Source organism: Anaeromyxobacter sp., assembly GCA_016718565.1.
Lineage (GTDB): Bacteria > Myxococcota > Myxococcia > Myxococcales > Anaeromyxobacteraceae > JADKCZ01.
Window position 1 is genome coordinate 86,405 of sequence record JADKCZ010000001.1, and the last position, 13,438, is coordinate 99,842.

A 13,438-nucleotide genomic window follows, 5' to 3' on the forward strand; every position below is an offset into this window, starting at 1 on the left:
GGCGGCGCCGAAGCACCGGTGCGGCTCCGCGCGCTCCACCTCCAGGACTTCCGCAACCTCGCCGAGGTGAGCCTCTCGCCGTCCCCGCGGCTGACGGTGCTGCTGGGCGAGAACGGGCAGGGCAAGACCAACCTGCTGGAGGCGGTCTACCTGCTGGCCACGCTGCGCCCGCTGCGCGCCTCGCGCCTGGGTGAGCTGGTGCGGTTCGGGCAGGGCCGGGCGGTGGTCTCCGGGCAGGTGCTGGGGGCCGGCGGCGAGCGCACCCTGGCGGTGGAGGTGGTGCCGGGGGCCCGCAGCGCCACGCTGGACGGCAAGGCGGTGGAGCGGCTCGACAGCTACCTGGACGGGCTGGCGGCGGTCTGCTTCTCTCCCGACGACCTGCTGCTGGTGAAGGGCGGACCGGACGGCCGCCGCCGCTTCCTCGACCGCGCCGCCTTCAACCGCTGGCCGGCGGTGCTGGGCGAGGCCCGCGACTACGTGCGGGCGCTCAGGGCCCGCAACGCGGCGCTGCGGGGTGGGGCCGGGCCGGTCGAGGAGAGCTTCCGCGAGCCGCTGGTGCGGGCCGGGGCCAGGCTGCTGCGCCGGCGCCGCGACGTCCTCACGGAGCTCGAGCCCAGGCTGGCGGCGGCCTTCGCCGAGATCTCCGGACCGGGCGCCCCGCTGGCCGAGATCGCCTACCGGCCGAGCGGCGGGGTCTCGCTGGAGGGCGACGAGGCGGCGCTGCAGGGGCGGCTGGCCGAGGCCCTGGCGGTCCGCCTGCCGCGCGACCTGGAGCGCGGGTACACCACCTGCGGCCCACACATGGACGACGTCCTGCTGGCCATCGGCGGCCGGGCGGCGCGGACCTACGGCAGCCAGGGGCAGCAGCGCGCCTACGTCCTGTCGCTGCGCATCGCCGAGATCGAGAACCTGCGCCTGGTGCTGGCGCGGCCGCCGCTGCTGCTGCTCGACGACGTCTCCTCCGAGCTCGACCCGGCCAAGAACGGCTTCCTCCTGGCCTACGTGGCGAGCCTGCCGGCGCAGGCGTTCCTGACCGCCACCGACCGGCGGCTCATCGAGCCGGCGGCCGGCGCCGAGACCCGCTTCTTCCGGGTCGAGGCGGGCGCCATCGCGCCGCTCCTTTCCTGAGCCGTTCCAGGCCCTTGCGTCCCGGATTCCCCGTTGCTGGGACACCCTGCCTCTGCTATATCCACACGTTGCCTAAGCTCCGGGAACCTCTCGGAGAAACCGTACGAGGTCGCCCCTGGAACCAGCCGAGAACAACACCGAGACCGCCGGCAACGACGGCAGCGAGTACGGCACCGACGCCATCAAGGTGCTCGAAGGGCTCGAGGCCGTCCGCAAGCGGCCCCACATGTACATCGGCGACGTGGGGGAGCGCGGCCTGCACCACCTGGTCTACGAGGTGGTCGACAACTCGGTCGACGAGGCCATGGCCGGCCGCTGCAACGAGATCAACCTCACCATCCACGCCGACAACTCCATCACGGTGCTCGACAACGGCTCGGGCATCCCGGTCGGCCCGCACCCGACCGTCACGGGGATGGACACGCTCGACGTGGTGATGACCAAGCTGCACGCTGGCGGCAAGTTCGAGTCGAACGCCTACCAGGTCTCGGGCGGCCTGCACGGCGTGGGCATCACCTGCGTCAACGCGCTCTCCGAGTGGCTCAAGGTCGAGGTCTACCGCGACGGCAAGGTGCACGCCCAGCGCTACGAGTGCGGCAACCCGACCGGCCAGGTCACGCTGGTCGGGGAGACGCTCCGGCGCGGCACCAAGGTGACCTTCAAGCCGGACGCCACCATCTTCGAGGTCAAGGAGTTCAGCTTCGAGACGCTCTCGGGGCGCCTGCGCGAGCTGGCCTTCCTCAACGCCGGGCTGCGCATCACCATCGAGGACGAGCGGGCCTCCGGGAAGAAGCACGAGTTCCTCTTCAAGGAGGGCATCAAGGAGTTCGTGGCCTACCTCAACAAGGCGCGCGAGGTGCTCAACCCGCCCATCTCGCTGCGCGGCGAGGTGCCGGTGGAGCGCGGCACCGCGGTGGTCGAGATCGCGCTGCAGTGGAACGACGGCTACGACGAGAAGGTCTTCGCCTTCGCCAACAACATCCACAACCACGAGGGCGGCACCCACCTGATCGGCTTCAAGGCGGCGCTGACCCGCAGCATCAACGCCTACGGCCAGAAGAACGCCCTCTTCAAGGACCTGAAGGACGAGCTGCCCAGCGGCGACGACATGCGCGAGGGGCTGGCGGCGGTCATCTCCATGCGCCTGCCGGGCGCCAGCTTCGAGGGGCAGACCAAGACCAAGCTCTCCAACAGCGAGGCCAAGACCATCGTCGAGTCGATGCTCAACGAGAAGCTCGGCGCCTTCCTGGAGGAGCACCCGCCGGTGGCCAAGCGCATCTGCGCCAAGGTGGCCGAGGCCACCCGGGCCCGCCTGGCGGCCAAGAAGGCCCGCGAGACGGTGCGGCGCAAGGGGGCGCTCGACGGGGCCTCGCTGCCGGGCAAGCTGGCCGACTGCCAGTCCAAGGACCCCTCGGAGTCGGAGCTCTTCATCGTCGAGGGGGACTCCGCCGGCGGCTCCGCCAAGCAGGGGCGCGACCGGCGGGTCCAGGCCATCCTCCCGCTGCGCGGCAAGATCCTCAACGTGGAGAAGGCCCGCTTCGACAAGATGCTCTCGTCGGACGCCATCGTCACGCTGATCACCGCCCTGGGCACCGGGATCGGGTCGGAGGAGTTCGACGTCGACAAGGCCCGCTACCACAAGATCGTCATCATGACGGACGCCGACGTGGACGGCAGCCACATCCGCACGCTCCTGCTCACCTTCTTCTTCCGGCAGATGCCGCAGCTGCTGGAGCGGGGCTACCTCTACATCGCCCAGCCGCCGCTCTACCGGATCGCCAAGGGCAAGAAGGAGAGCTACCTGAAGGACCAGGAGGCCATGGACGAGTACCTCCTGGGCCTGGGCACCGAGAAGGCCACCCTGGTGGCGGGCGACCTGGAGCTGCGCGGCGACGACCTGCGCAAGCTGGCGCGCGACGCCATCACCTACCGCGGCCTGCTCACCCGGGTGGACCGGCGGCGCGACGCCCGCATCGTGGACGCGGCCGTCAAGCTGGGCGACCTCGACCTGGGGCTGCTCAAGCACCACGACGCGGTGAAGGAGCAGGTCGAGCGGATCTACCAGCGCGCCCGGGCGGCCCACCCGGAGCTGGACGTGCGGCTGGCCAGGATCGAGCGCGACGTGGAGCACGACTGCGACGCGCTGGTCTTCCAGACCACCATGTCCGGGGCGCCCCGCGACACCCGCCTGGACCACGTCTACCTGGCCGGCCCGGAGTGGAGCGAGCTCACCGTGCTGCACGGCACGCTGGCCGAGATCGGGTCCGGCCCCTACCGCCTGCTCTCTCCGGACGGCGACGAGGAGGTGGCCGACGTCTTCGCCGCGGTGGAGGCGCTGAAGCGCCTGGCGCAGGCCGGCCAGTCGATCCAGCGCTACAAGGGGCTGGGCGAGATGAACCCCGAGCAGCTCTGGGAGACCACCATGGACCCGACCCGCCGCACCATGCTGCAGGTCCGCGTGGACGACGCCATCGAGGCCAACGAGGTCTTCAGCGTGCTGATGGGCGACGCGGTGGAGCCGCGCCGCGAGTTCATCGAGCGCCACGCCCTCGACGTGCAGAACCTGGACATCTGACCGATCGCACCCCGCCACCCTCCCGACAGGAGCCGCCCATGACCCGCGCCGCCTTCGTCTCCATCGGCACCGCCGTCCCCGAGCGCGTCGTCACCAACGCGGACCTGGTCGGGCTGATGGACACCACCGACGAGTGGATCCAGCAGCGCACCGGGATCAAGGAGCGGCGCTGGGTGAAGGAGGGGGAGGGGGTGGCCGAGCTGGCCGAGCGGGCGGCGCGGCAGGCGCTGGAGAAGGCCGGCTGGCAGCCCTCCGACGTGGAGGCCATCGTCTTCGCCTCCATCCAGGGCGACCACGTCTTCCCGGGCGACGGCTGCTACCTGCAGGCCCGGCTGGGCATCCCCGGCGTGCCGGCCCTCGACCTGCGCAACGCCTGCTCCGGCTTCCTCTACGGCCTCTCGGTGGCCAGCGCCTGGATCCAGTCGGGCCAGTACCGCCGCGTCCTGCTGGTGGGCGCCGAGGTGCAGTCCACCGGCCTGGACCTCAGCACCCGCGGCCGCGACATCGCCGTGATCTTCGGCGACGGCGCCGGGGCGGCCTGCCTGGAGGCCACCGACGACCCCGGGCGCGGCGTCCTGACGGTGCGGCTGCACGCCGACGGGCGCTACACCCAGGAGCTCTCCGGCGCGGCGCCGGGCGCCATCTACCACCCGCGCGTCTCGGTGAAGCAGATCGAGGAGGGGCTGGTCTACCCGCGCATGGAGGGGCAGAAGGTCTTCAAGAACGCCATCGTGCGCATGCCCGAGGTGGTGCGCGAGGCGCTGGCCACGCAGGGCCTGACCACCGCCGACATCAAGCTGCTGGTGCCGCACCAGGCCAACCTGCGCATCGCCGAGATGGTGCAGCGCTCGCTCGAGCTGCGCGACGACCAGGTCTTCAACAACATCCAGAAGTACGGCAACACCACCGCCGCCTCCATCCCGCTCTGCCTGGCCGAGGGGCTCGAGGCGCGCGGCGTGGCGCGCGGTGACCTGGTGGCGCTGTGCGCCTTCGGGGCTGGTTTCACCTGGGCCAGCGCCCTGGTACGCTGGTAGCGCGTTCTTGGTGGCGGGCGGAGGGGTCCGCCAGGCTCAGACATGGCGCCGGGGGAGCGCCAGGCACGTACGAGGCTCCCCGTGGGCATGCCGTACAGACGCGAATCCGCTGAGGCGTCGTCCAATGGCAGGACTGCGGACTTTGGCTCCGCCTATGAAGGTTCGAATCCTTCCGCCTCAACCACCTCCAACAAGCCCGCCAACCTGAGGGCCGAGGTCCGGCCGCAGCGCCGCCCGCGCCGGCTGGTGCTGGTGGCGCTCGGCGACGTGGGCGGCCGGCTGCTCTCCGGGGTGCGCCTGGCGCTGCACCAGGCGCTGCACCTCGACGCCGACGCCGGGCCGGCCCTGCAGCGCCCCCAGTACGCCTACAACGAGGCGCGCGGCCAGTACCACACCGCCGCCATCCTGCGGCGGCTCTCGGCCATGCGCCCGGGCGCCGAGCCGGTGCCGGTGCTGGGGCTGGCCGACGTGGACCTCTTCCTGCCCGACGCCAGCTTCGTGCTGGGCGACGCCGACCGTGACGCCGGCGCCGCGCTGGTCTCCACCGCCCGGCTGGCCACCCGCGACCTGCCGCTGCTGCTGGCGCGGGCCCGGGTGGAGGCCATCCACGAGGCCGGCCACCTGCTCGGCCTGGGCCACTGCCAGGACCAGCGCTGCGCCATGTTCCTCTCGCGCGAGCTGGTGGAGGTGGACCGCAAGCAGCCGGCGCTGTGCCACGGCTGCCGCAACGCCCTGGGCCTGGAGCACTAGGGCGTGCCGGTGAAGCTCTGCCAGCGCGCCGCCGCCAGCTGCGGCGCCTGCTGCGGCCTCTACAACGCCGAGGACCACTCGCGCCCGGCGGTGGAGGCCGAGCTGTGGCGGCGCACCCGGGCGCTGGCGCGGGTGCCGCGGGAGGAGGCGGCCTTCCGCGCCGCGGCGGCCAGGCTCTCGGCCGACGGCCCGACCCCGCTCTTCCCCTCGGTGCGCCTCTGCCCCTTGCTCGGCTTCCTCGACGAGGCCGGCGGGCGCATCGGCTGCCTGGCCCACCCCCTGGCCACCGGCGGGCCGGACCTCAGGGCCGCCGGCGCCTACGACGTGCTCACCTGCGAGGCCTTCCTCTGCCCCAGCCACGCCTGGCTCGGCGAGGACGAGGCGGCCCTGTGCGAGCAGGCCTGCGGGGGCTGGCACCTCTACGGCCTGGTGGTGACCGACGTGCCCTTCCTCAGGGCCGCCCTGGGCGCGGTGGCGGCGCTCACCGGGGCCGGCGTGGAGCGGCGCCACCTGGAGCACGCGCCCTTCCGGGCGGCGCTGGCCGGCCTGCTGGCGCTCAAGGAGGAGCTGGAGCCGGGCTCGGAGGGGCTCTTCGGGGCCTTCAAGCCGGGGCGCGACGGAGAGCCGGTGCCGCGCCGCATCGACTACGAGGCGCTGGCGCGCCGGACCTCGCCCCACGACACCATCCTCACCTGCGTGGGGGCCGATCCGCGCAGCGGCAACGACCTCGACCTGCTGGAGGGCGAGGTGCGGCGCCGGCTGGAGGCCTGCGCGGCGGCGTTCCCCCAGTCGGGCGCCCACGCCGGGGCCGGCCGCCCGGCCTGAGCGGCCGAGGAGGAGCTCCCGCCCGTGGCGGGCCGGCCGCGGCGCGGCGCCGCCCCAGGCGCGGCCTGGCCCACCCCCGGCCCTTTCCGCCGCGGCGCGCTCCGGGTAAAGAAGCCCCCGTGTCCAGCCCCGACGAGACCGAGCAGCCCTCCGCTTCACCCTCCGACACGCCGCGCCCTGCCTCCCCGGTCGCGGCGCCTGCGCCCTCACCCGCCGAGATCGAGGCGGCCGTGCGGGTGCTGTCGGCCCTGGTGGCCGAGCCGGCGCTGCTGGCCTCGGTGGGCGACGAGACCCGCAAGGCCCTGCTGCGCGCCGGCGGGGAGCTGGCCGGGCCGGACCTCAAGTCGCGCAAGCGGCTGCTGCGCGCCATCCTGCGCAAGAAGCAGGAGGCCAAGAAGCAGGGGGACGAGGCGCTGCGGCGCAGCGCCGGGATCCGCAAGCTCCGCGAGGAGCCGGTCTTCCGGCCGCCCTTCCCGGTGCTGCCGCCGCGCGGCACCGACGCCTCCGAGTGGTGGCCGGTGCTGCACGGCTCGGTGGAGGCCGAGCAGCTGGAGCGCGAGCGGGTGGCCGCGGCCGGCCTGCGGGTGGCCGCCGGCGCCGAGCCGGACCCGTCCGCCGCCGCCGAGCCCGGCGCGGCCGCCGGCCCGGAGCTGGCCACGCCGCGCAGCTGCTACGTCTGCAAGCTCGAGTACCGCCGCCTCCACCACTTCTACGACCAGCTCTGCCCCGCCTGCGGCGACGAGAACGAGCGCCGCCGCACCGCCACGGTGGACCTCAGGGGCCGAGTGGCGCTGGTCACCGGCGCCCGGGTGAAGATCGGCTTCCAGGGCGCCCTGCTGCTGCTGCGGGCCGGGTGCACGGTGGTGGCCTGCACCCGCTTCCCGCGCGACGCGGCGGTCCGCTACGCCGCCGAGCCGGACTTCGAGGCCTGGCGCGACCGGCTCATCGTGCACGGGGTGGACCTGCGCCACACCCCCAGCGTCGAGCACCTGTGCCACTGGCTGGACCAGACCCTGCCGCGCCTCGACTTCCAGGTCCACAACGCCTGCCAGACGGTGCGCCGGCCGCCCGGCTTCTACGGCCACCTGCTCGACGACGAGCACCGCCCGGTGTCCGAGCTGCCGGCCGGGGTGCGCGACCTCCTGCGCAGCGACGAGGCCATCAAGGCCGAGCACGCCGGGCGCCACAGCGCGGCCGGCCTGACCCGCTCGGCGCAGCTGACGCAGGCGGCCAGCGACGCCGACCTGCTGCTGGCGGGCGCCGGCCCGGCGCACCTGGAGATCTTCCCCAAGGGCGTGCTCGACCAGGACCTGCAGCAGGTGGACCTGCGCACCACCAACTCCTGGCGGCTGGCCCTCGACCAGGTGCCGACGCTGGAGCTGCTGGAGGTGCTGCTGGTCAACGCCACCGCCCCCTTCGTGATGACGGCCCGCCTCCGGCCGCTGATGGCCCGCTCGGCCACCCCGCCGCCCGGCAGCGCCACCAGCGGGGACGCGGCCCGCCACGTGGTGCTGGTCTCGGCCATGGAGGGGCAGTTCTACCGGTCGCTCAAGACCGACCGGCACCCGCACACCAACATGGCCAAGGCGGCGCTCAACATGCTGGTCCGCACCAGCGCGCCCGACCTGCGCAAGGACGGCATCTACCTGAACGCCGTCGACACCGGCTGGGTCACCGACGAGGACCCGGCCCACATCGCCGCGCGCAAGGCCGAGGAGAACGCCTTCAGCCCGCCGCTCGACATCATCGACGGCGCCGCCCGCATCGTGGCCCCCATCGTGGAGGGGTTCCAGACCGGGCGGCACCAGGCCGGCCACTTCTACAAGGACTACCGGCCGGCGCCCTGGTAGGGCGCGAAGGACGCTAGCAACGCCCGTGTCCGTGACGGCGGAGCCCCGGCCCGCTCCGCACCAGCGCCGCCACGCGGGTCCGCTGCTCGGCGTCGAGCGTGGCGTGGACCCTCGCCAGCCCCTCGGCCAGCCGGGCGCGCAGCGCGTCGAGCCGGCCGAGTCGGGCGTCGAGGGTGGCCGAGATCTGGGCGGCGTCGAGCGACTCGGCCGAGAGCAGCGCGGCCAGGTCCTCGCGGAGGGCGCGGCCGTCGGCCTTGAGCTGCGAGGCCTCGCCCCAGAGGGCCTCGAGCTGGGTGGTCAGCACGCCCTCCTGATCGGGGCGGAGCTTCAGTCGCGCCGCCAGGTGACGGACGGGGAGGGGACCGCCGGCGCGCCAGCGGCGGATGCGGCGGAACCAGACGAGGCGGCGGGCGACGCCCAGGGTCACGACGAGGGCCAGGGCGCCGAGGGCGCCTGCGAGGAAGGGGCTCATGATCATCTCCGGGTGGGTGGGAACGGCACGCCCGAGAGATAGGGACGCCGCCTGAAGGGCGGGCTGCGGCGCGGTGTCGAAACGTGAAGCGGCCCGCCCCACGCCCCCTCACCCCGGCCCTCTCCCCAGGGGGGAGAGGGAGGCTCAAACTGAGGAGGAGCGCGGGCTCAATCTGGGCGCCCCCTCACCCCGACCCTCTCCCCCGGAGGGGGAGAGGGAGGCTCAAACTTGGGAGGCTCAACCAGGGGGGGCTCAACCAGGGAGGCTCAACCAGGGAGGCTCAAACTCAACCAGGGAGGCTCAACCAGGGAGGCTCAACCAGGGAGGCTCAACCAGGGAGGCTCAACCAGGGAGGCTCAACCAGGGAGGCTCAACCAGGGAGGCTCAACCAGGGAGGCTCAACCAGGGAGGCTCAACCAGGGAGGCTCAACCAGGGAGGCTCAACCAGGGAGGCTCTACCGGAGGAAGCCTCCACCGGGTGGAGGCTCAACAAGTCTGCTCCCTCTCCCCCAGCAGGCTGGGGGAGAGGGCAGGGGTGAGGGGGCTCCCAGGAGCAGGTGCGGCCGCCTCAGCCCCGCGGCGCCTCGACCTTCGGCAGCCCCAGCGCCACCAGCTCGGCCACGTCCATGGCCCGCACCGTCTCCTCCTTGCCGGCGTCGGCGATGCCGTCCTTCATCATGGTGAGGCAGAAGGGGCAGCCGGTGGCGATGACGCCGCCCTGCTCCCCGAGCGTGGCCACCGCCTCGTCCACCCGGTTCCGGTTGATGCGGGTGCCGAGCGTCTCCTCCAGCCACATGCGCCCGCCGCCGGCGCCGCAGCAGAAGCCCTGTCGGCCGCTGCGCTCCATCTCCAGCGGGGTGATGCCGGCCGACCGGAGCGCCGCGCGCGGCGGCTCGACCACGCCGTTCCAGCGGGCCAGGTAGCAGGGGTCGTGGAAGGTGACGGCGGTGCCGGAGAGCCCCTCAGCCTGGCCGGGCGTGAGCCGCCGGTCGGCCACCAGCCGGGCGATCAGCTCGGCGTGGTGCACCACCTCGAAGCGGCCGCCGAAGTCGGGCAGCTCGTTCTTGATGGTGTTGAGGCAGTGGGGGCACTGCACCAGGATCTTCTTCACCCCGTGGCCGTTGAGCGTCTCGGTGAGCGCGGCGGCCTGCAGCTGGAACAGGTACTCGTTGCCCAGCCGCCGGGCGGCGTCGCCGGTGCAGGTCTCCTCCTCGCCCAGGATGGCGAAGGAGACCCCGGCCGCGCGCAGGATGGTGACGATGGCGCGCGAGACCTTCTTCTGCCGGTCGTCGAAGGCGCCGGCGCAGCCGACGAAGAACAGGTACTCGAACGGCGCGCCGGAGGAGGCGCGGGGCAGGTCGAGATCCTCGCACCACTCGGTGCGCTTGTTGGAGCCGATGCCCCAGGGGTTCCCCTGGGTCTCGATGCCCTTGAAGATGCGGGCCGCCTCGTCCGGGAAGACCGAGTCCACCTGCACCGCCTGGCGGCGCAGGTCGATGAGGCGGGGCACGTTCTCGATGAGCACCGGGCAGGCGGTCTCGCACCAGCCGCAGGTGGTGCAGGCCCAGAAGGTCTCGGGCGGGATCACCTCGGAGAGCGGGGGCAGCGTGGCGGCCAGCGCCTCCCGGGCCGCGGGATCCCGGGCCCGCACCAGCGCCACCAGGTCCGGCCCCACCTCGCCGAGGTGGCGCCGCAGGGTGCGGTTGACCTCCTTGTGGCTGAGCGGCTTGCCGGTCACGTAGGTGGGGCAGTGGGTCTGGCAGCGGCCGCACTCGGTGCAGCTGTAGACGTCCCAGCCCTCCTTCCAGGAGAGGTCCTTCACGGTGGCGCTGCCGAAGCGGGCCCCCTCCGACTCCAGGTCGAGCTTCTCCAGCCGCGCCAGCGGGGGCGAGCGGCGGAAGAAGACGTTGGGCAGGGCGGTGACGATGTGGAAGTGCTTGCCGTGCGGCAGCACGTTGAGGAAGACCAGGATCAGCACCAGGTGCAGCCAGAAGCCGCCCTGGCGGAAGAACTCCACGCCGCCGGGGGAGAGCCCCAGGGCGCCGAGCGCCTCGGCGCGCTCGAAGGCCAGCTCGCTGAGCATCAGGCCCAGGATGAAGCCGAGGATGATCGTGCCCTCGGTGGAGGCGGTGACGCGGTCCGGCCTGGTCACCAGCCGCCGCCAGAGGAAGCCGACGGCGCCGACGATGGCGCCGTAGACCACCACGTCCTTCACCAGCGCATAGGCCTCGCCGAGCGCCGAGCCGGGCGCCAGGCCGGGCAGGTGGAAGTCCTCGGCGAAGCCCATGCCGAAGAGCGTGACGGTGCGCGCGCCGAGCACCACGAAGGCCGCGAAGAGCGCCACGTGGAGCAGGCCGGGGACCCACTCCTCCGGGTCCAGCAGCCGCCGCTGGCCGAAGCCGAAGCGGAAGAGCGAGCCGAGCCGTGCCTCCGGATCGGAGACCCGGTCCACCCGCCGAAGGGCGAGGAGCGGGGCGAGGCGGACGAAGGCGGAGACCGCGAAGGCGGCCCCGCCGAGGAGCAGCAGGGCCGCGGTGAGCAGTGGGTTCATGGGTGGGTCAGCGCGGCGAGGGCGGCCGTGGGCGGTCGGACCTGGGCGGCGGGGCCTGGTCGTCCTTCTCCTTGTCGCCCTTCCTGTCCTTGTCCTTGTCCTTGGGCTTCTCGAGGTCCGGGACCTTGCCCTTCTCGCGGCCCCGGTCGACCGGCGTGCGGAAGACGGGCGGCGGCGTCCTGGGCGGGGCCGAGGGGGGCGGCGGGGCGACGACCGGGGGGGCGGCTGGAGGCTGCCCTGGCTGCCGGAAGCCGGGCGGCGGCGTCACCGGCCCACCGCGGGGGGGATCGAACCGGGGTGGCTCGGGGCGGCCGGGGGGTGGCGTGACCTGGCCCGGGGGCGTGCCGCCGTGGCCGGGGGGCAGGGCGCCGTGGCCGGGGGCCTCGCCGGAGCGGCCCGGGGAGCCGCGGCCGTCGTCGCGGCCCCGGTCCCGGTCGCGATCGTCGTCCCGGTCGTTGTCGCGCGGCGGCCACGGGTTGGGACGGGGCGGCTCGGGGCGCACCGGGCCCGGGCCGGGGCGAGGCGGCGCGACCGGGCTCCAGCCAGGAGGCGCCGGGCGGTCCGGCGGGCGGGCGATGGGAGGCGCCACCCGGGGCGGCGGGGGGAGCGGGCGCGGCCAGTAGGCGGGCGGCGGCGGGCGGCCAGGGTTGTAGTCGCCGCGGTAGCGCCAGCCCCGGCCGCTCTGCCAGTGCCAGTCGCCGCTGCGCGGCGGGTAGTAGTCGTGCCGGTGCGGCCCGCTGAAGGGGCACCAGCCGCCGCCGGGCAGCGGGTGGCCGGTGTCGTAGAGGAACTCGAACGGCCCGCGGTAGTAGAGGTAGCCGTTGTCGCGCTCGTACCAGTCCTCGCGGTCCGGCCCGTACTCGTGGGTGTGCGGCCCCTGCAGGTAGCACCACCCGCCGCCGAAGGCCTCGGGGATGAAGTGCTGGTCCCAGTAGGAGATCTGGACCGGCCGCGGCGGCAGCGGGGCCGGCGGCGGCGCGCCGACCGCCACCGGGTCGTAGGGGCCGTGGCCGACGTAGCAGCCAGCCAGCAGGACGGCGGGGATGAGGGCGAGCAGGGTGCGCTTCATGGGGTGGACTCCTCCGCGAGGGGGGGACCCTCTGCCAGCGGGGACGCTCCGGGAGGCTCTGCCATTCAGGGCGGGAGCGCAAGGGATTGTCGCGGCGCGTCAGGGGGCCGCAGCGCCCCGGGACGCCCCGGCCGAGGCGCCGCCCCGCCCGCCTAGAGCAGGTGCCCGCCGGCCGGGCCGCTGGTGCGGGCGAAGGCGAACTCCACCGCGTGGCCCACGTAGAGCGAGGCGATGTCGAGGCCGGTGGCGGCCTCCAGCCCCTCGAACCCCGGGGAGCTGTTCACCTCCATGATCTTGGGGCCGGTGCGCGCCTCCAGCATGTCCACCCCGGCCACCTCCAGCCCCATGACCCGCGCCGCCTTGACCGCCACCTCGGCGTAGTCGCGCGGCAGGTCGAGGGCGGTGGCCTCCCCGCCGCGGTGGATGTTGGAGCGGAACTCGCCGGCGCGGGCGGTGCGGCGCATGGCGGCCACCACCCGGTCGCCGATGACCAGCGCCCGCACGTCCTTGCCGCGCGACTCGGCCACCAGCTCCTGCAGGATGATCTCCTGGCCCAGGGTCCAGAGGGTGTCGAGCAGCCCCTCCACCTCGGCCATGGTGGAGGCGATCATCACCCCCACGCCCTGGGTGCCCTGGATGAGCTTCACGATGCAGGGCAGCCCGCCGATCATCTCCACCGCCGCCGGCACCTCGTCGCGGTAGCGGCACATGGCGGTGCGAGGGATGTCGATGCCGAAGCGCGACAGGAGCTGCAGGGCGCGCAGCTTGTCCCGCGAGCGGGCGATGGGGGTGGCGGCGGCCAGCACCGGCACGCCCATGAGGTCGAGCTGGTTCACCACCGACAGCCCGTAGCCGGTGATGGAGGCGCCGATGCGCGGGATGGCCACGTGCACCCGGCGCGGCTCCAGCTCCTCGCCGCGGTAGAAGAGGCGCGGCCGGTCGCGCCCCAGCACCATGTCGCAGCGCAGGGTGTCGAGCACCCGCGGGGCGTGGCCCTGGGCGCGGGCCGCCGCCACCAGCCGCCGGGTGGAGTGGAGCTTGGCGTTGCGCGAGAGGATCACCACGCCCAGCCGGGTGGGGGCGGCGCGGCGGCGGCGCGCGGGGGGCTTCACGGCCCGGGACTTGGCGCTCGCCATGGGGAAGGCGAGGGTAGCCCCGCGCCCGGCGGGTGGCAACGCGGCGTT

The 13,438-nt window shown here is 73.9% G+C and carries 10 protein-coding genes and 1 tRNA gene; 7 read left to right on the plus strand and 4 right to left on the minus strand.

What is annotated here, in order from left to right:
* Positions 1-18 precede the first annotated feature (18 nt).
* The 7 genes from IPO09_00395 (at position 19) to IPO09_00425 (ending at position 8,162) form a co-directional block, all read left to right on the plus strand.
* Positions 19-1,128, plus strand: a complete 1,110-nt coding sequence (locus IPO09_00395; protein ID MBK9515813.1) for a DNA replication/repair protein RecF — start codon at positions 19-21, stop codon at positions 1,126-1,128.
* Between the two features lie 115 nt (positions 1,129-1,243).
* Positions 1,244-3,703: a DNA topoisomerase (ATP-hydrolyzing) subunit B gene (gene gyrB, locus IPO09_00400; GenBank protein MBK9515814.1), complete on the plus strand. Its 2,460-nt coding sequence runs from the start codon at positions 1,244-1,246 to the stop codon at positions 3,701-3,703.
* Between the two features lie 38 nt (positions 3,704-3,741).
* A complete protein-coding gene (locus IPO09_00405) occupies positions 3,742-4,737 on the plus strand; it encodes a ketoacyl-ACP synthase III (protein ID MBK9515815.1) in 996 nt (331 codons plus the stop codon).
* Between the two features lie 110 nt (positions 4,738-4,847).
* Positions 4,848-4,921: transfer RNA gene (locus IPO09_00410), tRNA-Gln, on the plus strand.
* Positions 4,922-4,989: 68 nt separating this feature from the next.
* Positions 4,990-5,487, plus strand: a complete 498-nt coding sequence (locus IPO09_00415) for a peptidase M54 (GenBank protein MBK9515816.1) — start codon at positions 4,990-4,992, stop codon at positions 5,485-5,487.
* Positions 5,488-5,496: 9 nt separating this feature from the next.
* The gene (locus IPO09_00420) at positions 5,497-6,312 is read left to right on the plus strand and encodes a hypothetical protein (GenBank protein ID MBK9515817.1); all 816 of its coding nucleotides are present in this window, start codon (positions 5,497-5,499) and stop codon (positions 6,310-6,312) included.
* A gap of 119 nt (positions 6,313-6,431) precedes the next feature.
* Positions 6,432-8,162, plus strand: coding sequence for an SDR family oxidoreductase (locus tag IPO09_00425; GenBank protein ID MBK9515818.1), 1,731 nt, complete (start codon positions 6,432-6,434; stop codon positions 8,160-8,162).
* A gap of 13 nt (positions 8,163-8,175) precedes the next feature.
* Here the strand turns inward: IPO09_00425 and IPO09_00430 are convergent, their stop codons facing one another.
* From IPO09_00430 to IPO09_00445, 4 genes are all read right to left on the minus strand, one after another.
* On the minus strand, positions 8,176-8,634 hold the full coding sequence (locus IPO09_00430; GenBank protein ID MBK9515819.1) for a periplasmic heavy metal sensor: 459 nt from the start codon (positions 8,632-8,634) through the stop codon (positions 8,176-8,178).
* Positions 8,635-9,202: 568 nt separating this feature from the next.
* Positions 9,203-11,185, minus strand: a complete 1,983-nt coding sequence (locus IPO09_00435; GenBank protein MBK9515820.1) for a (Fe-S)-binding protein — start codon at positions 11,183-11,185, stop codon at positions 9,203-9,205.
* A 7-nt stretch (positions 11,186-11,192) separates the two neighbouring features.
* Complete coding sequence (locus IPO09_00440; GenBank protein ID MBK9515821.1) at positions 11,193-12,254, minus strand: hypothetical protein; 1,062 nt, start codon at positions 12,252-12,254, stop codon at positions 11,193-11,195.
* Between the two features lie 152 nt (positions 12,255-12,406).
* The gene (locus tag IPO09_00445) at positions 12,407-13,390 is read right to left on the minus strand and encodes a RimK family alpha-L-glutamate ligase (GenBank protein ID MBK9515822.1); all 984 of its coding nucleotides are present in this window, start codon (positions 13,388-13,390) and stop codon (positions 12,407-12,409) included.
* Positions 13,391-13,438: the final 48 nt, after the last annotated feature.